We start from the raw sequence: 25260 nt of genomic DNA on the forward strand, positions 1-25260 counted from the left end.
TCCTATTTTTTATCAAACGCTTTAAGCCTGACGAGTTTTAATTCTTCCCCGTCAACTTTAATAGTGGGCCGTTCATCTTCTGAAATCATGGAACGCTCCACGAGACGATCCGCAATGATGGCTAACATAAGCTGTTTTGCTAACTGCGGATTATCGAGGATCTTCCGTGTTCGCTTACTGATTGGTGCTTTCATAGCGTTACCATATTGGTTTGTTAAAGTTACAACGAAACAACCTGAAAACAAGTTCTACTTTTGTTTATCTAATTCAGTACGAAGGTATAGTATAGAATCATTTGCTTCTGGTTCCACACCGTTCTCCTTCGCCAGGTAATAGGAGATCCAGTCGGTAAGGTGTATAAGATAATAGTATTGCTCCAGGAGTGATGCGCCTTCGCCTATAATGTCAATCACAGGTTTCGAGTTCTTCTCAAACAGATCGCGGCTGATTTCCATCCGCTTTTCTACACGTTCATGATCATGGTCGGAATATAGGTATACCGCCTGCAACATTGGCATCAGCGCCTCAGGGTAGCACCACCCTGCAATTTCGTTATGGTTTATTTCAGGAAAGGTATTGGTGTGTGCCAGTTGCTTGGCGTTTTCGTTCAGCTGTTGCTGAAATCTCAGTGCCATGGCGTAAAGCCGGTTATCGCAATAGATGACAGGAAGTTTTCCCTTCAGCTTTTTAGCGATCAGCTCAGCCTCGGATTGAATTCCTTTTTCCCCGCGATCCAAAAACTCAATGGCATTTTCTGTTTCTTTTATGAAAGCCGCACCAATCAGATTGGTATGATATAGCACATATAGCAGTGCGATCATGGTATAGGAAAGCATCGCTCGTGGACTTTCGGAACCAGAAGGAAGCTGTATATATTGAAGATTGTATTCACGACAGATATCCAGCAACTTGCCGCCTGACGCAATGGCTATAACCTGTGCACGCTTCAGCAGAGCTTTATGCAGGGCTGAAACAGTTTCTTCTGCGTTGCCGCTATAGGAGCAGGCTATAAATAATGTATGCGGACTAACAAACTGTGGAATGTTATAGGTTTTGCAAACTGTGATCGGAATAGGGATGCGGCCGAAAGTAAGCGACTCTACGAGGTTTGCTCCTATACCGGATGAACCCATACCTGCAATAACGACATTGCGTATATCACTGCCGGGGCGATCGAGGTCAAGGGACTGGCCGATCTTCAAAGCATCTGACAACTGGCGGGTGAAGCCATCAATGTATTTTTTTGTAGTAGACATAGTTCGTAATTTCGTTTTCAAAGATACGATATATCTAAAGTTACTGCGATAGGGGCTTCATAAAAAGTGCTTCGCTGATAATGGGCGAAAGGATGTTAACGAAATACGATCACGTTGTGGACAAAATTACTATTGGGAAAAAAGGTGAGCAGCTCGCGGCCAATTTTCTAATGAAGAAGGGTTTTGAAATTGTTATGCGCAATTACCGGTTCAAGCATGCTGAGATCGATTTGATTATCCGGCGTGATGATTGGTTAATCTTCGTTGAAGTGAAGGCCAGAAGCTCTACAGATTTTGGCGAGCCCGAAGAATTTGTTGATGCCCGGAAAGTAAACAAGATGTATGAGGCTGCCGAAGAGTATATCTACGCCACAGACTGGCAAGGGCATATTCGGTTTGATATAGTGTCTGTGAAGCTGGGGGGAGAACCTGTTATCGAAATTTTTGAGGATGCTATTAATTGACTATATTCTTAAGGGCTCATCGGCAGCACCAAATGCTTACTTGAATGAATTTTTATCCCGCAGAACTGCACAGATTAACGCAGATAATAAATGCATTTAAATCTGCGCCTATCTGTGAGAATCTGCGGGAGTAAAATTTAAGATTAATGAAATCTGCGGGAGCATTGGACTTTAATAAAGCTCTTTAAATTTCTTTTTGCCCTCATCCAAAAATTTGAGGAAGCCTTCTACACTTTTGTCGTAACCATAAGGAGAAACAAGTACGCGCTCATCTTTTCCAACCAATACATAGAATGGTTGCGCATTATTGTTGAGGTTGGCGATTTGAAGATCTGCATTTTGTTTACCGATCGTTTTCTTCACCTTACTATCGTACTTGGAAGTATACCATTCTGATTCGGGTAGCTCTGTTTTATCATCTACATATAGGGCTACCACTATAAATTCGTTTTTCAGTTTATCGAGCACTTGCGGATCAGACCATACCACGGCTTCCATCTCACGACAGTTTGTACAGCCATGGCCGGTGAAGTCGATGAACACAGGCTTGTTCTGCTGACGTGCGCAAAGCAATGCTTGTTCATAATCAAAGTATCCGTTTATACCATGTGGTAAATGCAGGAAGTCTCCATACTTCGGTTCGTCACAAATTTGATTAGGCTTCGCGTTGCGCGTTGCTGCTATCAAATCAAAATCATGTGTAGACATGGGCGGCAGATAGCCGGCAAGTGCTTTTAATGGTGCACCCCACATACCTGGCGTGATATATACCACAAACGTAAATGCGATGACAGCAAACGTCAATCGAATAATGCTTACGCGTTTATCTTCTGCATCCTTACCGGTATCGCCTGGCAAACGGAATCCCTTCATCAGATATACTCCAATGAGCAATACTATCACAATCCAAATGGCAATGTTAATCTCACGATCCAGAATTCCCCAATGAAACGCCTGATCAGCGATACTCAGGAATTTGAATGCCAGTGCGATCTCTATAAATCCAAGCACTACTTTCACAGCATTCAGCCATCCACCCGATTTCGGCATAGAGCTCAACCATCCCGGAAAAAAAGCGAACAACGTAAAGGGTATAGCAAATGCTAAGGAGAAGGCAAACATCCCAACAATCGGTTTTAAAAATTCGCCACCGGCAGAGGAAACAAGAATGCTCCCCACCAATGGGCCAGTGCATGAAAATGAAACGAGCACCAATGTAAAGGCCATGAAGAACACACCTATCAATCCACCTTTCTCTGATTGTTGATCCACTTTATTAATGAATGTTCCCGGCAGTGTAATTTCAAACAAGCCAAGGAAGGAAAGTCCGAAGACTATAAATACAATAAAGAAGATCAGGTTTGGAAGCCATTCCGTTGAAAGATGGTTTGCTGTTTCCGGGCCCATGAGCGGAGCTATAGCAGCACCGATCAATGTATAGATGATGATAATTGAAAGTCCGTAGATCAACGCCAGGAATTTTGAGCGCCCCTGCGTAAAGAAACTGACGGTCATCGGTATCATTGGGAAAACACAAGGCGTTAACAACGCGGCAAGGCCGGCAACAAATGCTAACAGAAAAAATCCGAGGAAAGAATTTTTGGCGGGATCTTCCTTCACCAACGTGGTGTCTAGTGTAGGGCCTTTCGTGGCTCCGTATACTTTATCCTCTGTTTTTATAGTCGCTATTTCCTTCGTTGTATCAACAGCAGATATAGCTGGAGTTACTGTTTCATCTTTCTGTTTTTCGATTTCAACATCTGGTTTTGCATCTTCCGTTTTCTTTGCAACGATCGCTTTACCTTCAACTTTTATAGTACCAAACAGAAGATCGCCATCGAACAATACACATTTACCTTCTACTTCCGAGCAAACTTGTCCCTCATAGGTTCCTTTTATTACTAATGTGGGTGATAGTATTTTTATCTTCTGTCTGAATTCACCACTTCCTTCAAATATCCTTACGTCACAGTCAAATATTTTATCATGTTTCGTTTTATCTTGAATCGCTACCAGTGGACCAACCAATTCAAAGCTTGGATCTTTTTCGAGTGTAACAGACATAGGGACTGGGCCACAATCCGGATCAAAGTCAACCGAATAGATATACCAGTTTTTATTAATAGACGCGTTAAAGATCAGCTCGACAACATCGCCTACATTATAAGTCTTGGTAGGAGTCTCTGCGGTAAGTTTTGCAGGTTGAAGAACTTGAGCGTAACCAGCAACCGTTGTTACCAGGAGGAGACTGAAAAGGATTCGTTTTAGCATGTATCAAAAATTCAAGCGCTAAAATAACGAACTCCCTTTCAAAAAAGTTGACGCATCACATGAAAGGTATTACAAGCGACAAAAATCGACAGGCTTTAACATAAATTAACAGATTCAGAAATCAACTTCTACCTGGCCCTTCAGCAGGTCTTCGAATGTTTCACGCTCACGAATCAATTTTGCTTCGCCATTTATAATCAGCACTTCTGCAGGTTTGGGGCGCGAGTTATAGTTTGAGGCCATAGAAAATCCATAGGCACCTGCGTTTTTGAATGCCAGGATGTCGCCTTCGCGGACTTCATTCAATTCACGATCACTTCCAAATGTATCGGTCTCACAGATATACCCTACCACAGTATATTTATCCACTGGCGCAGTAGAGTTTGATATATTTACTATATGATGATAAGCATCGTACATCATCGGGCGAATCAAATGATTCAAACCGGAGTTTACGCTTACAAAAGTTACAGTAGGAGTAGGCTTTACAACGGTTGACTGCACAAGCAATGTACCGGATTCACTCACCAGAAACTTTCCGGGTTCAAGCCAAAGTTCAAGTTGGCGACCATAGCTCTCGCAGAACTCGTTGAACGCTTTTGTAAGTTTATCACCAAGCTCCTGAATATCCGTTTCGATATCGCCTTCTTTATACGCTACTTTAAAGCCGCTGCCAAAATCTAAAAACTTCAAGTCCGGAAAACTCTTTGCAGTTTTAAATAGAACTTCCGCTGTCTTCAAAAAGGCTTCTGTCTCTTTTATATCCGAACCGGTATGAATATGTAGTCCGCTAATTCTGACATTGAATTTCTTAATCAGATCAAGAATCTCTGACAACTGTAAAACCGAAATTCCAAATTTTGAATTACTATGGCCTGTCGATATTTTAATATTTCCACCGGCCATAATATTTGGATTCAACCGAAGGCCACAAGGGTAAGTGTCTTTGAATTTTGCCCCAAACTTTTGCAAGGTTGACAGGTTATCAAGGTTGATAGCGATTCCTATTTTCACAGCTTCTTCTATCTCATTGAAATCAACACCACTAGGAGTAAAGGTGATCTCCGCAGGAAGGTATCCGGCACGCAACGCAAGTTGAACTTCACCCAGCGACACTGCCTCCATGCCTACACCGTTCTTTCGCATTAGTTTTAGAATGGAAATATTCGTGAGTGCTTTGGCCGCGTATTTTATTTTTACATCGGATGCTGCATACGCAGATTTCAGTTTTGAAACTTGTGATGCGATCTTTGCACCGTCATATACATATAACGGTGTACCAAACTGGCTTGCAAGTTTAAGAACATCAATACCTTGAATCGTGTACATTCCCTGTGTAGACTCCATGTTAAATTTTAAAGGCCTCAAATATATATCAGGATTCATTGTATTTCCGGATAAACCGGATCGATTTGCAGGATTTTTACGTTGCTCTTTATACATTGAAAAAAAATCCATTGCCTGATTCGATTTTAACCTTGAAACGATAAGCTTTTCATTTTTACTTACTTTATTTAATCCCATACTAACGTCTACTTCAGATGAAATTATTTTTCAGAGAGTACCTTCCTTCAGATGTCGCGAACGCAAAACAGACCATTGTTATTCTTCACGGACTTTTCGGTTCATCCGACAACTGGCTTACACAGGCACGACTTCTATCGAACAATAACTATAAGATTTATACTGTAGACCTCGCCAATCACGGACAATCATATCACAACAATACCTTTGATTATCCAACCATGGTGAGTGATCTGAAAGAATTACTGGATGAGTTAAAACTTCAGGAGCCTGTTATTCTCGGACATTCCATGGGCGGTAAAACGGCTATGAATTTTGCGCTGGCACATCCCGATGCATTATCGAAATTAATTGTAGTAGACATCGCTCCCCGGTATTACGATCTGGAACATTATACGATCGTAAAAGGATTGAATGCTATACCTGTGGATACCATTACATCGCGCAATGAAGCAGATGCCGTTTTAGCAGAGTTTGTTCCCGAAGTAGATGTGCGCCAATTCCTGTTGAAAAATCTACAACGCAAAACAGAAGGTGGTTTTTCGTGGAAGATCAATCTGCCATTGATAACACAACAGCTTGGCAACATCGGTGTTGATCTTCAGTTCAATGGAAAATTTGATAAGCCAACATTATTCATTCGCGGAAGACGATCGAAGTATATATTGGATAGCGATCTCAACAGAATTAAAGAAGTGTTTCCACAGGCCACACTGGAAACTATGGAAACCGGTCATTGGGTGCAAGCCGAAAACCCTCAGGAATTCGTTGACCTTGTTATGAAGTGGGTTCAATAACGATGGTATAATCTTCTGTATAACAATGCGGATCTGGTTATGAAATATTTACCTTTCCTTTCCGGTATATATTCTACTGCTCCCGGTCTTGCCTCCACAACAAAGGCAACGGGTAGAGATGCGCTGATTTTTCAGATTGATGAATCGTACAAGCAATATCTGAATAATAAGAAAGATTGTCGTAACGAAAACATCTCTAAATATTATTGTGAGGAGAGATTAAACCCTGAAACGATCCAGTGTGTTAATCAATATTTGATCAATCAATTTATAAAAGAATATCCTGATCAATTCGAAGTTAACAATTATGACCTTTCATTCCTGAACAAACTTACGGGTGAACGATTCACGTGGAATAAAGATTGGCAGACCGTAAACACCAATCGCTATCAGTCGTTGTACGATGCACTTTGTTGCCAGGTACAGGAAGATATAGCAGTCTTCCAACTAAGCAACGAAGAAGATTGGCTGGCTGCAATTCATTTGTGTTCCCCCAATCACTGGGCTCCTGAAGAAAAGATTGGAAAGCCATTTCAGGCTATACATGCACCGGTTCCCGGCATGGAGAAAACATTACTGCACTATCGCAAAATGTTGGAGTCTATAGTCCATGCAAGTTCTCCATTTACGCGCTTTGCCTGGGGAGTGGCTACCGATACGAGATTGAATCATCACCCTATACCTCCACCGGCTATAGATGCGAAAGAATGGAAGGGAAGAGAACACGATAGCACCAGCACTTGGTATATACGAACCGAGCGACAGAATCTTATCGGACTCGGTAGCGCCAACACATTCCTTTTTACTATTCGCACTTATTTTTATAGTATGAATGAGCTGACCGCCGATGAAAAGAAAATGTTATTGATTGCTTTACGAAGCATGTCTGCGGAAGCACTTCAATACAAAGGGCTTTCAGAATCCATTAAATTGCTGGAAGAATTTTTAGCGAAGCAAGCATAGTGGTTTTGAAAGCTTACGATTAAAGAACAGTAGCCTGACCGTTGCTTTCGTTTAAAGAATTTACAGGAGAGATTATTGTATTCTATATATCCAGGTAGCGCAGCAACATATCGATGCGGTCCTTCTCACCCACTACTGGTTTAGTTTCCTGGTAACGTCCTATGACTTTGTAACCAAAGCGTTCCAGTGTGGCAACAACCCTTGAAAGATCTTGTTGATTTATTTTTAGCGTCAGGCGAATCTTACCGGGATCGAGTGGATCTTCTTTTAAAATACTGCTTAATATCTTCGCGTGGTTCTCCTCAATCAAGCGGCTGATCTCTGCAAGCGAGTAATCAATATGATTCATGGACAACACCAGAACGCTGCCTGGCATTTGTACCGCTGCTGTCTGTGCAAAAGATGTTAGCGTATCCTGAACTGTAATCACACCGTGATACGTCATGTCAGCATTTAACACAGATACCATTTGCAATTTATATTCAGCGGCCACCTTCAGGATGTCGTAGAAGTGAGTATCCAGATGAACAAAACATTGTTGCCCTATGAGATTAAAATCACGAACGTTACGATCAATGTCGTTTGTTTCGAGAATGATCTCTTCAGAAATAAAGCCCAGCAGCTTGCTGTCTTCTACCACAGGCATATAGTTGCAGCGGAATTCTTCCATCCACACGATCGCCTTGTGTGCATCATCCGATCCTTTAAGGGGCGGAATCATGTGGTTTATAAGATCTTCTGCAATCACGCTGTTTAATTTAGTTAACTCTATTGAAGTAGAAATTCCTCAACCAGTTCATTGAATTTTTCCGGATGCTCCATCATGGGAGCATGACAGCATTGGTCAATAAACTTTAATGTAGAGTTGGGTATAAGTTTATTAAATTCATAGGCCACCATCGGTGGTGTTATCGTATCATTCAAACCCCATACCAATAAAGTTGGTGTCTTTATGTTCGGAATCTCTTCGGCCATGTTGTGCCGTTGTGCCGATTTTGCAATGGCCACAATACGCATACACTTGGGAATACTCTTCGTTATATCAAACACTTCGTCTACCAATTCTTTAGAAGCAACTTCCGGATTATAAAAGGTATAGGAAACGCGTTCTTTAATATACTCATAATTTCCACGTTTGGGATAGGAACCTCCCATGGAATCTTCAAATAAACCAGAACTACCGGTGAGGATAAGCTTTTTAACTTTCTCGCCATTCTTTAAAGTATAGATCAAAGCGATATGCCCTCCGAGACTATTACCCATGATGATCATATCCTTCAGGCCTTTAAATGCCACAAAGTCTTCCAGAAATTTACGTAAACCTTCAAGTCCGGCTTCTTTTATAGGCATTTCATAAATCGGAAGCATCGGAATTATAACGCGAAAGTTTTTCGAGAACCGAGCGACTACGCCTTCCCAATTGCTAAGTGCGCCAAACAGGCCATGGAGTAATAATAATGTATCTCCTTGTCCTTCGTCTACAAACTTAAACCCGTTCTCTTCTTTAACCAATATGGCCATGTCGAATGAATTAATGTCGATAAGTAAGGAAAAAAAACTATCAGTATGAAAAATTTATTTTCAATGCAGTTTTAAAACACATTCAGGGGCTACTAACGAAAATTAGTTAATCTTATATATGATCAATATACCTATACCTGGTGATGGGTGTAAATTGATTTTGGGGAATCAGCCTGCCAATATTTTTTTTACCAATTCAGAAATAACTTTTCCATCGGCCTGGCCAGCAAGTTTCTTGGTAGCGATACCCATTACCTTGCCCATATCCTGTGGACCTTTGGCGCCTACTTCTTCCTTGATTTTTATAAGCTCGGCTTCCACTTCTTCTGTCGATAATTGTTTCGGCAGATAGCGGCTTATTATTTCAAGTTGAAACACTTCCTTATCTGCCAGATCTTTACGGCCTTGCTGTGAAAATATATCAGCAGATTCTTTGCGTTGTTTGGCAGCCTTCATCAACAATTTATTCTCTGTATCCGCAGAGATATCGCCACTTCCACCTTTTTCAGTTTCTGCCAACAGGATCAACGACTTAACACTCCGCAGTGCCTCTAACTCTTCTTTGTTTTTGGCAAGCATTGCTTTTTTTATGTCGCTATCTATTTGTTGCTTAAGGCTCATATTTTTGTCTTTAATATTATTTTGCGAAATCAAATTAGCTGATCGTTCGTTTTTTTACTTGAAGCATTATATACCATGACCAAACTAAGCGTCAATATTAACAAAATTGCTACACTCCGAAATGCCAGAGGAGGAAATAATCCTGATGTGATCAAAACAACAATTGATTGTGAGCGATTTGGAGCACAAGGTATAACAGTTCACCCTCGTCCCGATGAACGACACATTCGGTATAGCGATGTTGTGCAGCTAAAAGGTGTAGTAACGACTGAGTTCAACATTGAGGGATATCCCGATCAACGCTATCTTAAAATTATAGCAGAGGCCAAACCTGATCAGGCAACGCTGGTGCCAGACGCCCCGGATGCTATTACATCAAACGCAGGATGGGATACTATAAAAAATGCTTCGCTACTACGTGATCTTTGCCAGGAAATTAAATCGCACGGTGCACGTGTTTCTATTTTTGTTGATCCATCGCCCCGTATGGTAGAAGGTGCTATAGCCATTGGTGCTGATCGTATCGAACTATATACGGAGCCGTATGCAAGTGAATTTCTGGTGAGTAAAGAAGTTGCTGTCAAGCCTTATATAGAAAGTGCAAGGATTGCGAAAGAAGGTGGGATTGGTATAAATGCTGGCCACGATCTTGACTTGCACAATCTTAAATTCCTCAAGCAAAACATTCCATATCTTGACGAAGTATCCATTGGACATGCACTGATATGTGATGCGCTTTATTTCGGATTGGAGAATACAATTCAACTATACCTGAAGCAGTTGAAGTGAGCTTGTTTAAGTATATGCTATACTTACGCTAGAACTTTGCCGCTACTGCGAGCTTCTTTGTAAAAGTTTTAACGGATCCGGTAGCATCGAATACCTGGAACCAAACCATATAGTATCCAACGCGTGCCTTCGAGCCATCGTCACGATCACCATCCCAACGCAGGAATCCTTCTGTGCCTAACAGCTCATTGTTGGCGAGTTGTTTTGTGAGACGTCCATTCGCATCAAATACTTTTACGTTGGCCACGTAGCCACCCTGATCAAATTTATACTGTATCTCGGTAAAATCCGGCTGACCAATAATCGGTGTAAAGATCTCTGGAGATATAGTTATATTCTCAGCTATAGCAGTTTCATTTCGCGCGTTGGAATTTATAAATCCTGGTGTCGCATAGCCACTTTGTGTGCTGGCCGACTTCCAGTTATCGGGATCATTCGTTGTTTCTTCAAAGGAAATTCGTTCCAACGAAACACCCTCTTCATCTTTAATGAAAACAGAATGATAGTCTTTAGTGTACGCAAAATGATCGATCACCACTCCTTGTTCTGATACAACTGCGATAGAACCTGTGTCGTCATTCAATGAGGGAAGTGCTTTTACTTCAAGAACATTTTCAGTTTTTGTTTGAGGATATTCTCCCGCCAAAACATCTGTATTTTCTGTAAGCACAAGATATGCTCCGGGTCGAAGCAGGAAATCTTCATTTGTAACTGTATATAATTTCCCAAGAGAGTCATTTTCGAAGGTGGCAAGCGACCAACCTTTTAGATTTAAATATTTATTTGAAGTATTAACAACTTCCAAAAAATCGACACCGGTTGGTCGGGGATTAAATAATACCTCATTGACTTTAACATCAAGATCGTTTGCTTGCTCAGGCAATGCAAATTCCAATGTAGAAAAGGATGCTTGTATTTCATTTCCACTGCAATCAAACACCTGCTGTACATCTATAGTATAAAGTATATTTCTTTGAAGTGGATTGCTGAAGGATACCGTTAGCACACGCAAGGATTGATCTTCAAAATCTATATGATCAATATCAACGGCAGGCTGAAAATTAAAATGTTCAGCGATTGGAATCTCATTCAGTAACTTTTCATCAAATACCAGGCGAAGTTGGTTATCCCCTATAGGAATTGCTGCCATGAGTTTGGGTGCAGTGAGATCCGGCTTATTAGCGAAGACTGAGTTTTGTTCTCCAGGCGTTCCTCCATTTTCAGCTTCAGAGGCGGTCCAGTTATTTTCTTCTCCGCAAGGGTTATTCGGATCAATCAGCTCCAACGACCATCCGCCTTGTTTCTTTTCATCGTCTCTATACCAATCATCACTATACTTTACTGAGTCTATTGTTATACCATTCGTGTGTTTCAGTACAATTATATCTCCGGTATTATTCAAAGAAGGAAAAGAGCTGAGCCCGACTACATTTTCAAATGTAATATAGGATGCCACTGAAGACGATGCCACCAAAAGAACATACTCGCCAGGATTTAATTTATATGAGGGTAACGTTGCCGTTGAAGAACCATCCGACAATTTCCATCCTGATAAATTATAAGCATTGTTGCTGCGGTTAAAAAGTTCGAGGTATTCAGTTTCGGGTAATTCAACGCGCGGAGAGGGATCTGCAAAAATTTCAGTGAACACTATATCCTTGAATGAGGGCGGCACTGGTGGAACATATGGATTGCCCGTGACAACAAAATCATCAAAGTAAAATTTATCAGAACGTGTCGCAGTATAACTACAATACACTCCAAAGTAGCTTGAGGAAAAATGCTCGGCATCAGTTACACTCCCCTCAGATATATAGTTTCCTGTAGTACCGACATCAGAATATAACTGCCAGTTTCCGGAGGCATCACGAGTTACTCTCACTTTCACTTCAGCGGTAGCGAGATTTAGTTTACCATCAACACCATCAATAATTTTTGATTTCGAGGAGCCGGTTTGTTTATACAAACTGATTTCATCTGCAGTATTGCCAACCATTACAAAATACCCGTTCAATGTGTCAGCGAGATTTTGTTGACTGGACACCAGGTAAACGCGAGCGTAGTTTGTGCTGGAGGAGTTAAAGCCGAGGCGTATATAAAATTCCCAACTCGCATCATTAATCGATTTGCTTGGCGTAGAAAGATACGCGTCATCCGAAACGGCCGGAGCCTGCAATTTTAGTTGATTTGCTAAAACAGTAAATTTTGTGTTCTGTCCAGACCAGCTTGGGTCGTTTAAAAAATCGCTATCCTGAAAGCTATCAGTGAGTTGAGCGAACATTTGTTGGGAAAAGAACAAGAAGGAAAACGTTATGAAACTCTTTTTCGTAAACGTTTTCAGAATAGAAAATGTGAATATTTGTAGCATGTTTCTAATAGGCACAACGGAATACATTACTTTTGCTAACCTTAAAATTTAAAAGTACAAAATAAAATGAAAATCGCAGTTGTAGGCGCCACTGGTTTAGTGGGCGCGGAGATCCTCAAAGTATTAGAGGAAAGAGATTTTAGATTTGATGAATTGTATTTAGTGGCTTCCGCGAAATCGGTTGGCCAGATCATAAAGTTTAAGGGTAAGGAATATACTATAAAGAGTATGGAGGAAGCTATCAAGCTTGCTCCGGACGTTGCTATATTCTCTGCTGGTGGCGGAACTTCACTGGAGTGGGCTCCAAAGTTTGCTGAAGTAGGTACGATCGTGATCGACAATTCTTCTGCATGGAGAATGGATCCTACTAAAAAACTTATCGTTCCGGAAATCAACGGTCATGTCATTACAATTGACGATCGCATTATCGCAAATCCAAATTGCTCTACCATACAAATGGTAATGGCGTTGGCTCCGCTGCATGCGAAATATAAAATCAAGAGAATCGTAGTAGCAACTTATCAGTCGGTTACCGGTACTGGTAAAGATGCTGTTCTTCAAATGATGAATGAGCGTAAAGGCATTGATGGCCCGAAAGTATATCCACATCCGATCGACATGAACGCGCTGCCTCATATCGATTCATTCCTTGACAATGGTTATACCAAAGAGGAAATGAAGATGGTGAATGAAACACGCAAGATTCTTAACGACAATACGATTGGCGTTACTTCAACGACCGTACGAATTCCATCTGTAGGTGGTCACTCTGAAGCGGTGAATGTTGAGTTTCATGAAGACTTCAAGTTAAGTGAAGTGCGCTCTATATTAGCAGATACTCCCGGTGTAATCGTTCAGGATGATCCAAAGAATAACATTTACCCGATGCCGATCAACTCGCATGGTCGTGATGAAGTATTTGTAGGTCGCTTGCGCAGAGATGAATCACAGCCTAACACATTAAACATGTGGATCGTTGCTGACAATCTTCGTAAAGGTGCTGCAACCAATGCTGTTCAGATCGCTGAGTTCATGACAGAGAAAAGCCTGGTAGAATAGTTCTATACTATATCATATAAATTAAAGAAGGTCATCCAAAAGATGACCTTCTTTGTTTTTGTTTATTAACGACAGACGTAAATTATAATCGTATAGGTGTATATACTATACATCCATAAAAAATAAAGCCTGGCCACCATGGCCAGGCTTCTCTCTATTTGCAAGCAGAGAGTTTAGAAGATCTTATTTTCCAAAATCAACAGTGGGAGCATTTTCAGAGCCTGCTGCTGCTTCGAAATATCCTTTGGATGTAAATCCATACATGCCTGCAAGCATGTTATTCGGAAAACGCTTTATATATACGTTATACGGTTGTACAACTTCATTGAAACGATTTCTTGCTACAGCAATTCTATTTTCTGTTCCTTCAAGCTGTGCCTGAAGATCCAGGAAATTCTGATTTGCTTTCAGCTCCGGATAATTTTCCGCCACTACGAGCAAGCGGCTCAAGGCAGAGCCTACACCATTCTGGGCCTGTTGAAATTTTTGAAGTTGTTCTGGTGTAATGTTACTCGGATCAACTTTAACCTGTGTTGCACTTGCACGTGCTTCAATTACTTTGGTTAATGTCTCCTGTTCAAAGTTTGCATAACCCTTCACTGTATTTACCAGGTTAGGGATCAGGTCTGCTCTGCGTTGATATTGACTTTCAACCTGAGCCCATTCTTTCGGAATGTTTTCTTGTAGCTCAACCATTGTATTATAACGACCTGCGAAAAAACCGTACAGAATCAGTACCGCAAGAATAATGACTCCAATAATAATTAGTCCTTTTTTCATATTGTTGATTAACTCAATTTAAAATTAGTAAAAAAACTGCGTTGAACGCTATATAACAGTCACCGTTTCCTTATTACGAGAAGACGCACTACTATACATTTTATTTTAAGTCTCAGCTACGCGAGAAAGAAAACGCAATCACCGATTTTTAGTTTGCCTATTATCGCGATTTATATTTTGGTTTAGTTAGAAGAACCCTCAGTCATCTTTTCCGCACTGTCTGCTATGCGAAGTTGCTCAATGAAATCATCGAGATCACCATTCATAACGGAAGGTAAATTATAAACCGTATAGCCTATACGATGATCCGTCACGCGACTCTGAGGGTAATTATAGGTCCTGATTTTCTCTGAACGATCTCCGCTTCTTACCAACGACCTTCGCGCAGTACCAAGTTCACTTTGCTGCTTCTCGACTTCTATTTCGTATAGCTTTGTTTTCAACATCTGCAACGCACGTTCGCGGTTACCGTGTTGTGAGCGCTCTACCTGGCAGGTAATAACAATCCCGGAAGGTTTATGCGTCAATTGTACTTTCGTTTCAACCTTGTTTACGTTCTGTCCACCGGCACCACTTGAACGTGCCGTCTGAACTTCTATATCGGCAGGGTTGATCACAACCTCCTCCACATCTTCAACTTCAGGAAGTGCCACCACAGATGCTGCAGACGTATGAACGCGGCCTTGTTGCTCTGTAGCCGGAACACGCTGTACGCGATGCACACCGGATTCAAACTTGAACAATCCATACGCACCTTCACCGCTTACACTGCTGATCACTTCTTTATAGCCACCGGCTGTACCTTCCGTTACATCCAGCACAGACATTTTCAATCCGCGTTTGTCGCAGAAGCGTTGGTACATTCTCCAAAGGTCTCCGGCAAAAATTGCAGCTTCATCTCCTCCCGTACCTGCGCGGATCTCTAACAACACATTCTTGTCGTCATTCGGATCTTTCGGAATCAGGAGTTCTTTCAGCTGTCCATCCAAAACTTCAATCTTTGGAGTAAGCTCATCGATTTCCATTTTCGCGAGTTCACGTAACTCCGGATCTTTTTCTTTTTCCAGTACTTCTTTGGCTTGCTGCAGATGTCCTCTGGCGTCCATGTACTGATTATACTTCACTACAATTTTTTCAAGATCTCTGTATTCTTTGCTGAGCTGCGAGAATTTTTTCATATCGCTAACGGTATCCGGCTGTGCCAGCAGCTGGCCTACTTCTTCGAATCGCAGCTTAATTTCTTCCAGTTTTTCAATCATACGCTAAAATCAGTCGGCAAAGGTAGCTAATAGATACGATACATCAGATGGAGAAAACAAAGACAATAAGGCTCTTATAGCAGGATTTGGAATTTGATGTTTGTCGCCTGAAATTTACCCGCATGAACAGAATTATAGTTTTTGGATTCCTGGTGTTAACGGCTTGTGGTGGCAAACTATCGGACGAGCAGCGGAAAAGATTACGCGAAGGAATGGATGATCAGAAGATTGTAAAACTGAGTGACTCTGATATTGTAAACGCGGCTCTTGAACAAGGACAATCTGTATTCGCAGCATTGGAGAAAGTAAAATTCGATGCAACTAAAGTTGATTCCATCTCCGAAAAGTATTCTGTTAAAATACATTGGACTGTGCCAGGCAAAGGCAATGCCGACCTGATCGAACAACAACTCATCGAGGCCTATATAACCGGAATGGTTACGGGCTCCTTACAAGATAACATCCAGAAACTATATACTGACGAAAAGCAATCTGATTACGAAACGCTGCTATATTCCAAACCTATAGTAAGCCCGATGGCTGACGGCGTTGAGAAGCTGGACGGTGTATGGCACATCTATATCCCGAAAAAGCAAGCGGTTCTTTCTGCCTCGAAAAAATAATCAAGGGCACGCGCCTGTAGTCCATGTAGTAACTCCGGAACCTTTCGCTACACATTCGTTTTCGTACGTTTTGTTATCGCACCCGCATACCTGATCAACAACATCCGGGCATACCAACACATCCTCAATTTTAGAAGGATCTATACAGGTTTGCTTATTGTCATCATCGTCTTCGCATGCCAGTAATACTGCCAGCGCAAGAAAGATACATATCCGTTTCATGTCTTTAGCTCCTCCTCTTCCTAAAGCAAAAAGACCGTGCCTGATTCTATAAATTAAATAAGCGGTAACTCGTTCTTATGCGCTGTTCTTTATTTTTGAACAGAATCATTAACCGAAAACCGCACTATGATAAAAAGATTTTTACACCCTTTTACCGTTCTGCTGGCACTGCTCTTCCCGGGTATAGTGTTCGCACAGCAAACAGAAAAAATTGACACGGCCATCGTATCAAAAATAAAAGATGAGGGAATGAACCGTTCGAAGGTAATGGACATTCTGAGTATGCTTACAGATATACATGGTCCTCGTCTTACAAATTCACCCGGATACAAGAAGGCTGCAGACTATGCAAAGTCTTCGCTAGAATCGTGGGGTGTGCAAAATGTACACTTTGATACATGGGAAGAAGATTTCGGTCGTGGATGGCAGTTGAAGAAATTCAGCCTGCAAAATCTTGGTCCGGTATATTTCCCGGTGATTGCATATCCGAAGGCATGGACACCCGGTGTGAAGGGAGCTGTTGCAGCTGAAGCGGTATATCTTGATATCAAAAAAGAAGAAGACCTCAACCAATATAAAGGAAAGCTAAAGGGCAAGATTGTCCTGTTCAGTTTACCAACACCGGTGAAGCCCGGCTTTAAACCTGATGCTACACGTTTGAATGATTCCACGTTGCTGCAAATGTCTAATGCCGACATCAGTGAGTCATTTGGCGGCAGAAGATTTCAGGCACCTACAGAACCACAACGGTTGGCCTACCTGAAATGGGATCTTTGTCAGAAGGAAGGCGCGATCGCTGTGTTGGAAGCAAGTCCTTCAGCACGTCTGGAAGATGGTACAGTAACCGTATCGGCTGCTACAGTTCCATATCCAGCTGAAACACCTTTCAGTAAACGCGTGTCGTCCTATAAAGCGAATGCTCCTAAAATTTTACCTCAGGTAGTTGTTGCTGCCGAGCACTACAACCGGATGGTACGTCAGATTCAAAAAGGTCAGACTGTAAAACTTGAGCTTACGCTTGAAACAGAATTCACACCTTCCGCACCAGGCTATAATGTGATCGGCGAAATTCAAGGAACAGATTTGAAAGACGAAGTAGTAATGATTGGTGCTCACCTTGACTCGTGGCATAGTGGTACGGGTACTACCGATAACGCTGCCGGCTCTGCAGTAATGATGGAGGCTATGCGTATTTTGAAATCACTGGGTGTAACACCGAAGAGAACAATTCGTATAGGTCTGTGGGGTGGTGAAGAACAAGGGCTGCTTGGATCGAAGTCGTATGTTAAGCGAACGTATGGCGAACGTCTTGATAAAGCATTCCCATACGATTCTATACAATTGAAACCCGGTGCTGAAAAATTCTCGGTATACCTGAACATGGATAACGGCACAGGAAAATTCCGCGGAGTATATCTTCAGGGAAATGACAAAGTGCGTCCTATCTTCCGCAACTGGATGAAGCCTTTTAACAAAATGGGTGCCTCCACGTTAACGCTTCAAAACACAGGTGGTACCGATCACCTTTCATTTGATGCTATCGGATTACCGGGCTTTCAATTTATACAAGACCCAATTGAATACAGCACGCGCACGCATCACACCAGTATGGATTTATACGATAAAGCTGTTGAGCCTGACTTAAAGCACAATGCTACCATGATTGCAGTATTTGCCTGGATGGCTGCTAATCGCGATGAGTTAATACCAAGGAAATAAATTTCACACGATTATAAAACAAAGCCTTCTGTGATACACGGAAGGCTTTGTTATTTTTGCGGAACTATAGTTGAAATTAATCATCGTTAAAAAAGACCCTATGGAATTCATTAAATCCCTCATTGATTTTATTCTTCACATCGATCATCACTTGGTTGAAATTGTTCGTGATTATAGAACGTGGACGTACTTGATTCTCTTCATCATTATTTTTGCTGAAACTGGTTTAGTGGTAACTCCATTTCTTCCAGGCGATTCTTTGCTGTTCGCTGCAGGCGCCATTATCGCCAAACCTGATACAGGCCTCAATATATTCTTCATGTTTTTACTGCTGATTATTGCAGCTATACTTGGCGACCTGGTGAACTATCATGTAGGTAAATACATTGGTCCGAAAGCCTTTAGTGGTAAGTATAGATTTTTAAAGATTGAATACCTTAATAAAACGCAGGCGTTCTACAACAAGCATGGCGGCAAAACGATTATCTATGCGCGTTTCATTCCGATCATTCGCACCTTTGCTCCATTCGTGGCTGGCATAGGAACAATGAGCTATCGCAAGTTTGCAAGCTTCAATGTAATTGGAGGCATTACATGGGTAGGAAGCTTTCTTTTCCTGGGTTATTTTTTTGGTGGAATTCCGGTTATTAAAAACAATTTCACGTACGTGATTCTGGGAATTATTTTCGTTTCCATTCTTCCTCCAATTATTGAAGTAGTTAAAAGCAGAACAAAATCGCAGCAGGTTTAGAGGCTTACGCTGACGAACGAAGTATAGCTGCTATATAATAGTGACTATACTTTTTTATACTTCCAACAATCTACGAGGTGATCGTTTACGAGGCCGCACGCTTGCATGTGTGCATAGATAACGGTACTGCCAACAAATTTAAATCCGCGCTTGATCAGATCTTTACTCAGGGCATCAGACTCTTTTGTAGTGGCTGGTACTTCTCCGAGTGATTTCCATTTGTTCACAATAGGCTTCCCGCCAACAAAACCCCAGATATAGTCATTAAAGGTTCCGAATTCCTTTTGCACTTCTAAAAAGCGCTTTGCATTATTAACTGCGGCATATACCTTAAGTTTATTACGGATGATGCCAGGATCAAGAAGAATTTTTTCCATTCGCGCCTCCGTAAATTTTGAAACCTTTACAGGATCGAAGTCAGCAAACGACTTTCGGTAGCCTTCTCTCTTTTTCAGAATAGTAGACCAGCTCAAGCCAGCCTGTGCTCCTTCAAGGATCAGGAACTCGAAATGAATCCGATCGTCATGAACCGGAACGCCCCACTCTTCATCGTGATACCGTATATACTGATCAAACTTAAGGCACCAGGGGCAACGAACTTTCTCTTTCATGTTTATTTATTTATCGATCGTACAAATATGCAGGATGGTGTGTCAACAGTATGTCAACAGGTTATTCGAATTTCCTAAAAGTATATTTTTTTCCTCAAACCGGTACCTGAAAATAATTCGAATCATGTGATGAAGTTTTCCTAATTTGTAAAGTGACTCCTGAAAAGTTATGCGGATGAGAAAAAAAAGAAAGAGCTTAATACGACACATTGCGCTGTTATTGTTTGCTATTGCTACTCTTGTGGCGTGTGAAAAAGATGATCAGCAACAAAGCCGTAATTTCCATATGGGATTCACTCCATTTCCATACGAGTCGTCTGTGGATGCGGCCAATTTTACGTATGCGCGATTGAGCGAAGATGCAGACATTATCAATCATCATTTTGATAACGGTGTGCCTTGGACAGAAGCTTTTTCAGGAGATGATTTTACTGAATCAATTATGGGAGATTGGAATTTTCGAAAGAGCCAGACAAAAGCATCACACAAAATTTACCTTTCTGTTACTCCTATAAATTTCACAAGAACAGGTTTGGCTTCATATCGCGGTGAACAAGATAACATGACCTTGCCTTCGCCTTGGGATACCTATAGCTTTAACAGTATAGAAGTAAAGACGGCATATCTCAATTATTGCAAACGCATTATTGATTTCTTCAATCCCGATTATTTCAACATGGCTATAGAAGCAAATTTACTCTATGTCAATAATCCTGCACGATGGAGCGAATACATGGAACTACATCAATATATCTATAGCGCGCTTAAAGCGAGCTATCCATCACTACCAATTTTCTGTTCTGTTTCAGGCGCATATCTGTTGGAAGGTTTCATTAACAACAACGATCATGTGCAGCAGCGACTTGCTGTATTGCAACTGCTGGAATATTCTGATCTATATAGTCTTTCATTTTATTCCTACTTAACAACCTATCTCGGCAATCCGTATCCTGCCAATACATTTGATGCTCTCTTTAATCTCAGTGATAAACCATTGGCGATCGCAGAGACAGGCTATGCTGCGCAAACTTTTTCAATAGATATAGGATCAGGATTGATAAAGATTGAATCGGATCAGGATAAACAGGAGAAGTACATTCGTGATTTACTCACAGCCTGTATGAAGCGGGAAACAAAGTTCGTTATCAATTTTGTTGTACGTGACTACGATCAACTCTGGGCTCAGATCGGCTCACCAAATGATATATCAATTGCCTGGCGAGATACCGGATTGATAGATGAGAATGGTGAGCCGCGAAAAGCCTATAGTACGTGGAAGGAATTCAAATCCAGAAAATTTATACTTAACTAATCCCATTACTTCGGTGAGTATAGCATACACCTATTTCATCCATTCATATACCGTATAGTGATCTCCATTCATACCGAGAGCCTGATATACCTTCATGGCGCGTTCATTTGTCTTATCAACATATAGTCTGAGTCCAATAAGAGAGTCATCTTCACTTATTATCCGGAGAATGTTATCGTACATCATCTTGAAGATTCCTTTTTTACGATAGGCTTCCATTACGTAAACTGACTGCAGCCACAACACCATTCCATTCCTCCAGTCGCTCCATTCATACGTAACCATGTGGCAGCCTATAATAATGCCGCTTTCTTCAACCACATTATAAAAACCTTTTGATGGGTCATCAAATAATGCTTGCAGGCCTTTCTTTAGTATTTGTGGGTCTAAGGAAACATGCTCTGTTTCAAGTGCAAGCTTTTGTTGAAAATCAATCAGTATAGGTATATCTGAAGCAATGGATTTTCTAATGGTGATCATATATATAGTAGATGATAATATAGCGATTATGATAATGCCTGGTTGATATCTTCCAGTAAGTCTTCTGCACCCTCGATGCCAACAGAGAAACGCAACAGCTTATCGGTTACACCAATGGCGGCACGGTCGGCCGCGCTGATTTTTGCATGTGAAGTTTCTGCCGGACTTGTAATGGTTGACTCTATACCACCCAAACTTACTGCGCGTTGTATGAGTTTAAGCTTTCTCATAAATTGAGAGGCATCTGTCTTTACTTCAAAGGACAACATACCACCAAAACCTCCCGGCATTTGCGCCTTTGCTATAGCATGCCCGGGATGATCGGGAAGACCTGGATAATATACTTTCCCTATACGCGAGTCTGCTTGGAGATACTGTGCAATAGTCAATGCATTTTGATTTTGCTGCCGAACACGAAGCACGATCGTCTTCAAACTTCTTTCTACAAGCCAGCATGTATGCGCATCAAGCGAACCTCCGGTATTGATAGCCTTCTGCAGAATTTTTTCAACGAAAGCTTTTGATGCAACGGCTGCACCACAGCAAATGTCGCTATGCCCACCTATATACTTGGTTCCGCTGTGGGTCACAATGTCTATACCAAGATCAATAGGATTCTGATTTACGGGAGATGCAAACGTATTGTCGATGATGGTCACAATGTTGTGACGTTCTGCAATTGACGCAACGGACCGGATATCCGTAATTTTAAGCGTTGGGTTGGAGGGCGTCTCTATAAAAATCAATCGCGTTTCCGGACGGATAGCTTTTTCAAAATTCGAGGGATCACTTGCATCCACGAACGTGTAATGTATTCCGAAGCGCGGTAATTCCGTGACAATAGCATGTTGCGTGCCTCCATATAGGTCGCTTTGAAAAATTACATGATCGTCTTTTTTTACGATAGCCAACAAGGAGGTCATGATCGCTGCCATTCCCGAACTAAAGATGACACCATCTTCAGCATTTTCCAGGGCTGCTATTTTTTCAGCTACTGCTTTTTGATTGGGTGTATTAAAATAGCGAGGATATGGAAAGGATGGAACACCTTCATAGTCATAGGCGGAAGAAGGATAAATTGGAGTGACCATTCCTTTGTGTACCGGGTCTCCGGGGGAGCCGGCATGTACACTTTGGGTAAGCTTTGAATGACTGGCTTTTTTCATGATCTCTAGTTAAGTTCGTTTCGTGAGATTACAAGTTCTGATTTGAAAAACATTTCTGCAATCACAGTTAATTGGAATCACCCGGAAATAGGTACGTCCAAAAAATTGTAATTTTTTTTTCAATACTTTTCGGAAATGTTTAACCAAAACCTTTATACCTATGGCAAATTTTAAACCCAATGCTGGAAAAAAATCATCTAAAAAAACGGTGGATGAGGGAATCAAAAAATTTGACGAGAAATTCCGTAAAGACAAAAATGTCGATACAAAGTCTATTTTCTTTGGTCGTGATGCACTGTTAAAAATGCTTAGTGAAGATGGTAGCTCAGGCATCACAATCTTTCTGACGTATCAGCCAAACCCGGACGCTGATAACAAAGACACAATTCAGTTAGCTTTAGTGCCAACAAAAGAAGATGGCACGTTAATATGGGAAGATGAATCCAAGGCTTCTGCTGCCACCACTGCGCTTTCTACGGCTGCTCCCTCTACCTCTGTCTCATACGTGGGAGGTGTTACCTGCCCTCCTTATTGTCCAAAATAACATCAAGACATAATATACTATATAGATGACCCTTGAGTCATATATTTTGTTTTCTAAAATTCAGTCAGTCCTATCGGCATTGAATGTCGTCTTGGCTTTTATTTATTTTAATAAAAGACAGGTAGAGGTAAAGTTGATAGGGCTGACCTGCCTTTTAAATCTACTTGGCGATTTTGCCTGGTACTTTTTTCCACTAAAAGGAAAAGATGTAAATCTCCCTGGCCACATAGCAAGCATCTTAATATTTATTATTCTCTGTGTGCTTTTTAACTTCGTTCTCAAAGGAAAACACAAAACTATTATCCTCTGGGTATGCTTTATCTTTTGTTGCTTCGCTATAGCGAATCTTCTTTTCGGCCAGAAGAAAGATATCAACTCTTATAATCAGATCGCAAGTGCTATAATCTTCATCTTCTTTAGTATATTTTATTTTTATCGCCTGCTTATAGATTTACCCGCATTGCAGCTACATCGCTTACCCATGTTCTGGTTTTGTACTTCAATTCTAATTTTTAATGCCGGAACACTTTTTCTTTCTGTATTTACTGCCTATTTAGTTGAAGTTTTGCATAATGATTTCTTGTTTTACGGTACTTTTCTGATTATTATGTATATCATCCAGCATTTAGTTGTGATGATTGGATTATGGCAGGACCTTCGGAATATCAAATCGCCCTCCTCATTACCCTCGGCACAGTAGGCATGCTCCTATTGGCCATTGCTATAGTACTATTTATGGTGTTCTATCAAAAGAAGATGATTCAGGAAGAACTGAAGCGTCAGCAACTTGAATTGATCTACCAACAAAAAATGATGGAGTCTGCTCTTGAATCTCAAGAACAAGAACGAAGAAGGCTTGCCGGTGAACTTCACGATAGTATAGGAGCAATGCTATCAACAATCCGTGTCGGTATAATTACGATAGCCCGCCAGTTGCCTGATCCTGAAAGCCTGAATCAATCGAAAAAAATGCTGGACGATACGATTTCGTCTGTTCGTGCTATCAGTCGTGAGTTGATGCCTTCTACATTGGAAAAATTTGGTTTCACTCATGCTGTAAAAGAAGTGTGCGAACGGTTTCAGGAAACATCTCTGTTGCCTATACATTGCATTGAAGTGGGAGAAGTTCGTAGCTTCGAAAAAAGTCGCGAACTCATGTTGTTTCGTATTGTACAAGAACTTCTTAACAACGCGATGAAACACGCGAAGGCCTCCATTATACAGGTAACACTTACAGGAAGTGATTCACTTTCAGTATGTGTAGAAGATGATGGTGTAGGGTATGATCCGGATGTTATTAAAGGATCTGTTCAAAACGGAAAAGGACTTGGTCTTTTTAATATTGAAAACCGTGCCCGTGTTTTGGGCGCGACTGTAATTTTTGATAAAGAGCGCGTGATCGGAAGTAAAATTACTCTTGTGGTCCCTTATGAGAAAGTTTAAAGTATATATAGCAGACGACCACACGCTTTTTCGCAAAGCCATGGTAAACTTATTACGTTCCTTCGATCGCGTGGAGGAAGTAAAGGATGCTGAAAATGGAAAAGATCTTTTGGCGCTTATAAAATACGATGTTCCGGATGTTGCCATCGTTGATCTTCAGATGCCGGTAATGGACGGAGCTGAAACATGTGAGCAGATCATCAAGAAGCATCCTGAGGTTAAGATCATCATTCTTACCATGCATGATAGCCACAAGTATATTTTACACATGATGGAAATGGGTGTACATGCCTTCCTCCTCAAAAACACCGAGCCGACCGAACTAGAGAAAGCAATTTATTCTGTTGCCGAAAAAGATTTCTATCACAACGACCTTGTTGCCTCTGTACTTAGAAAAAATATAACAGAACGAAAGACGGGGCAACGCCCACATTTCAAACACGCCGAAATCACCGACCGCGAAAAGGAGATCCTTATCCTGATTTGCAGAGAGCTTACCATCCGTGAAATCGGACACAAGCTGTCGTTAAGTGAAAATACGGTTCGTAATCACAGAGTGAACATCATGGAGAAAATCGGGGTGAACAACACCGTAGGCTTGGTAAAGTACGCCTATGACGCAGGCATTGTAAGCTAAATTGTAAAAACCGGGCATAGTATAATTGTACTATTTTTATAGTAGTTTTTTACCCCCAGCGCAGTTGTTATCATCCATTA

26 protein-coding genes are annotated in these 25260 nt (G+C 41.3%); 12 read left to right on the forward strand and 14 right to left on the reverse strand.

Annotated elements, in window-relative coordinates; all coding sequences use genetic code 11:
* Window positions 1-2: 2 nt before the first annotated feature.
* Window positions 3-194, reverse strand: a complete 192-nt coding sequence (locus tag B5Y40_RS15070) for a hypothetical protein (RefSeq protein WP_079687623.1) — start codon at window positions 192-194, stop codon at window positions 3-5.
* Window positions 195-248: 54 nt separating this feature from the next.
* On the reverse strand, window positions 249-1256 hold the full coding sequence (locus tag B5Y40_RS15075) for a bifunctional phosphoglucose/phosphomannose isomerase (protein WP_079687624.1): 1008 nt from the start codon (window positions 1254-1256) through the stop codon (window positions 249-251).
* 92 nt (window positions 1257-1348) lie between these two features.
* Between B5Y40_RS15075 and B5Y40_RS15080 the strand changes: the two genes are divergently transcribed.
* Window positions 1349-1720, forward strand: coding sequence for a YraN family protein (locus B5Y40_RS15080; RefSeq protein WP_079688448.1), 372 nt, complete (start codon window positions 1349-1351; stop codon window positions 1718-1720).
* A 171-nt stretch (window positions 1721-1891) separates the two neighbouring features.
* Here B5Y40_RS15080 and B5Y40_RS15085 read toward each other — a convergent pair whose 3' ends face one another.
* Both B5Y40_RS15085 and lysA read right to left on the reverse strand, forming a co-directional pair.
* Complete coding sequence (locus tag B5Y40_RS15085; RefSeq protein ID WP_079687625.1) at window positions 1892-3991, reverse strand: protein-disulfide reductase DsbD family protein; 2100 nt, start codon at window positions 3989-3991, stop codon at window positions 1892-1894.
* Window positions 3992-4105: 114 nt separating this feature from the next.
* Window positions 4106-5338 carry a diaminopimelate decarboxylase gene (lysA, locus tag B5Y40_RS15090; protein ID WP_079688449.1) on the reverse strand — a complete coding sequence of 411 codons (1233 nt, stop codon included), beginning with the start codon at window positions 5336-5338 and terminating at the stop codon, window positions 4106-4108.
* A gap of 194 nt (window positions 5339-5532) precedes the next feature.
* Between lysA and B5Y40_RS15095 the strand changes: the two genes are divergently transcribed.
* Together B5Y40_RS15095 and B5Y40_RS15100 are read left to right on the forward strand one after the other, a co-directional pair.
* Window positions 5533-6312 carry an alpha/beta fold hydrolase gene (locus tag B5Y40_RS15095; RefSeq protein WP_079687626.1) on the forward strand — a complete coding sequence of 260 codons (780 nt, stop codon included), beginning with the start codon at window positions 5533-5535 and terminating at the stop codon, window positions 6310-6312.
* Between the two features lie 39 nt (window positions 6313-6351).
* Window positions 6352-7275: a heme-dependent oxidative N-demethylase subunit alpha family protein gene (locus B5Y40_RS15100; RefSeq protein WP_079687627.1), complete on the forward strand. Its 924-nt coding sequence runs from the start codon at window positions 6352-6354 to the stop codon at window positions 7273-7275.
* Window positions 7276-7357: 82 nt separating this feature from the next.
* Here the strand turns inward: B5Y40_RS15100 and B5Y40_RS15105 are convergent, their stop codons facing one another.
* The 3 genes from B5Y40_RS15105 to B5Y40_RS15115 form a co-directional block, all read right to left on the reverse strand.
* Window positions 7358-7996 (reverse strand): CBS domain-containing protein, encoded by a 639-nt coding sequence (locus B5Y40_RS15105; RefSeq protein WP_079688450.1) that lies wholly within the window; start codon window positions 7994-7996, stop codon window positions 7358-7360.
* Window positions 7997-8043: 47 nt separating this feature from the next.
* Window positions 8044-8796: an alpha/beta fold hydrolase gene (locus B5Y40_RS15110; RefSeq protein WP_079687628.1), complete on the reverse strand. Its 753-nt coding sequence runs from the start codon at window positions 8794-8796 to the stop codon at window positions 8044-8046.
* Window positions 8797-8964: 168 nt separating this feature from the next.
* Window positions 8965-9417 (reverse strand): GatB/YqeY domain-containing protein, encoded by a 453-nt coding sequence (locus B5Y40_RS15115; RefSeq protein ID WP_079687629.1) that lies wholly within the window; start codon window positions 9415-9417, stop codon window positions 8965-8967.
* Window positions 9418-9492: 75 nt separating this feature from the next.
* On the opposite strand from B5Y40_RS15115, the gene B5Y40_RS15120 reads away from it, so the two are divergent.
* Window positions 9493-10206, forward strand: coding sequence for a pyridoxine 5'-phosphate synthase (locus tag B5Y40_RS15120; RefSeq protein WP_079687630.1), 714 nt, complete (start codon window positions 9493-9495; stop codon window positions 10204-10206).
* Window positions 10207-10234: 28 nt separating this feature from the next.
* Here B5Y40_RS15120 and B5Y40_RS15125 read toward each other — a convergent pair whose 3' ends face one another.
* Window positions 10235-12487: a lamin tail domain-containing protein gene (locus tag B5Y40_RS15125; RefSeq protein ID WP_159453709.1), complete on the reverse strand. Its 2253-nt coding sequence runs from the start codon at window positions 12485-12487 to the stop codon at window positions 10235-10237.
* 153 nt (window positions 12488-12640) lie between these two features.
* Between B5Y40_RS15125 and B5Y40_RS15130 the strand changes: the two genes are divergently transcribed.
* Window positions 12641-13633 (forward strand): aspartate-semialdehyde dehydrogenase, encoded by a 993-nt coding sequence (locus tag B5Y40_RS15130; protein WP_079687632.1) that lies wholly within the window; start codon window positions 12641-12643, stop codon window positions 13631-13633.
* A 183-nt stretch (window positions 13634-13816) separates the two neighbouring features.
* On the opposite strand, the gene B5Y40_RS15135 is transcribed toward B5Y40_RS15130, so the two are convergent.
* Both B5Y40_RS15135 and prfA read right to left on the reverse strand, forming a co-directional pair.
* Entirely contained in the window at window positions 13817-14413 is a 597-nt protein-coding gene (locus tag B5Y40_RS15135) for a LemA family protein (protein WP_079687633.1), read from the reverse strand.
* Window positions 14414-14595: 182 nt separating this feature from the next.
* Window positions 14596-15672: a peptide chain release factor 1 gene (gene prfA / locus B5Y40_RS15140; protein WP_079687634.1), complete on the reverse strand. Its 1077-nt coding sequence runs from the start codon at window positions 15670-15672 to the stop codon at window positions 14596-14598.
* Window positions 15673-15794: 122 nt separating this feature from the next.
* Here prfA and B5Y40_RS15145 point away from each other — a divergent pair, with 122 nt between their 5' ends.
* Window positions 15795-16295 (forward strand): hypothetical protein, encoded by a 501-nt coding sequence (locus B5Y40_RS15145; protein ID WP_079687635.1) that lies wholly within the window; start codon window positions 15795-15797, stop codon window positions 16293-16295.
* Here B5Y40_RS15145 and B5Y40_RS15150 read toward each other — a convergent pair whose 3' ends face one another.
* On the reverse strand, window positions 16296-16517 hold the full coding sequence (locus tag B5Y40_RS15150) for a Kazal-type serine protease inhibitor family protein (protein ID WP_079687636.1): 222 nt from the start codon (window positions 16515-16517) through the stop codon (window positions 16296-16298).
* Between the two features lie 126 nt (window positions 16518-16643).
* Between B5Y40_RS15150 and B5Y40_RS15155 the strand changes: the two genes are divergently transcribed.
* Together B5Y40_RS15155 and B5Y40_RS15160 are read left to right on the forward strand one after the other, a co-directional pair.
* Window positions 16644-18236, forward strand: coding sequence for a M20/M25/M40 family metallo-hydrolase (locus B5Y40_RS15155; protein ID WP_079687637.1), 1593 nt, complete (start codon window positions 16644-16646; stop codon window positions 18234-18236).
* Between the two features lie 100 nt (window positions 18237-18336).
* The gene (locus B5Y40_RS15160; RefSeq protein WP_079688451.1) at window positions 18337-18987 is read left to right on the forward strand and encodes a DedA family protein; all 651 of its coding nucleotides are present in this window, start codon (window positions 18337-18339) and stop codon (window positions 18985-18987) included.
* 44 nt (window positions 18988-19031) lie between these two features.
* Here the strand turns inward: B5Y40_RS15160 and B5Y40_RS15165 are convergent, their stop codons facing one another.
* Entirely contained in the window at window positions 19032-19598 is a 567-nt protein-coding gene (locus B5Y40_RS15165) for a DNA-3-methyladenine glycosylase I (RefSeq protein WP_079687638.1), read from the reverse strand.
* A gap of 175 nt (window positions 19599-19773) precedes the next feature.
* On the opposite strand from B5Y40_RS15165, the gene B5Y40_RS15170 reads away from it, so the two are divergent.
* Complete coding sequence (locus tag B5Y40_RS15170) at window positions 19774-20910, forward strand: hypothetical protein (RefSeq protein WP_079687639.1); 1137 nt, start codon at window positions 19774-19776, stop codon at window positions 20908-20910.
* A gap of 30 nt (window positions 20911-20940) precedes the next feature.
* On the opposite strand, the gene B5Y40_RS15175 is transcribed toward B5Y40_RS15170, so the two are convergent.
* Together B5Y40_RS15175 and B5Y40_RS15180 are read right to left on the reverse strand one after the other, a co-directional pair.
* Entirely contained in the window at window positions 20941-21390 is a 450-nt protein-coding gene (locus B5Y40_RS15175) for a GNAT family N-acetyltransferase (protein ID WP_079687640.1), read from the reverse strand.
* Between the two features lie 26 nt (window positions 21391-21416).
* Window positions 21417-22556, reverse strand: a complete 1140-nt coding sequence (locus B5Y40_RS15180) for a trans-sulfuration enzyme family protein (RefSeq protein ID WP_079687641.1) — start codon at window positions 22554-22556, stop codon at window positions 21417-21419.
* A 160-nt stretch (window positions 22557-22716) separates the two neighbouring features.
* On the opposite strand from B5Y40_RS15180, the gene B5Y40_RS15185 reads away from it, so the two are divergent.
* From B5Y40_RS15185 to B5Y40_RS15200, 3 genes are all read left to right on the forward strand, one after another.
* Window positions 22717-23100, forward strand: a complete 384-nt coding sequence (locus B5Y40_RS15185; protein ID WP_079687642.1) for a hypothetical protein — start codon at window positions 22717-22719, stop codon at window positions 23098-23100.
* A 645-nt stretch (window positions 23101-23745) separates the two neighbouring features.
* Window positions 23746-24543, forward strand: a complete 798-nt coding sequence (locus tag B5Y40_RS15195; RefSeq protein ID WP_079687644.1) for a sensor histidine kinase — start codon at window positions 23746-23748, stop codon at window positions 24541-24543.
* A complete protein-coding gene (locus B5Y40_RS15200; RefSeq protein ID WP_079687645.1) occupies window positions 24530-25180 on the forward strand; it encodes a response regulator transcription factor in 651 nt (216 codons plus the stop codon). The genes B5Y40_RS15195 and B5Y40_RS15200 overlap by 14 nt, the downstream gene beginning before the upstream one ends.
* Window positions 25181-25260: the final 80 nt, after the last annotated feature.

This window comes from Ohtaekwangia koreensis (assembly GCF_900167975.1).
GTDB lineage: Bacteria > Bacteroidota > Bacteroidia > Cytophagales > Cyclobacteriaceae > Ohtaekwangia > Ohtaekwangia koreensis.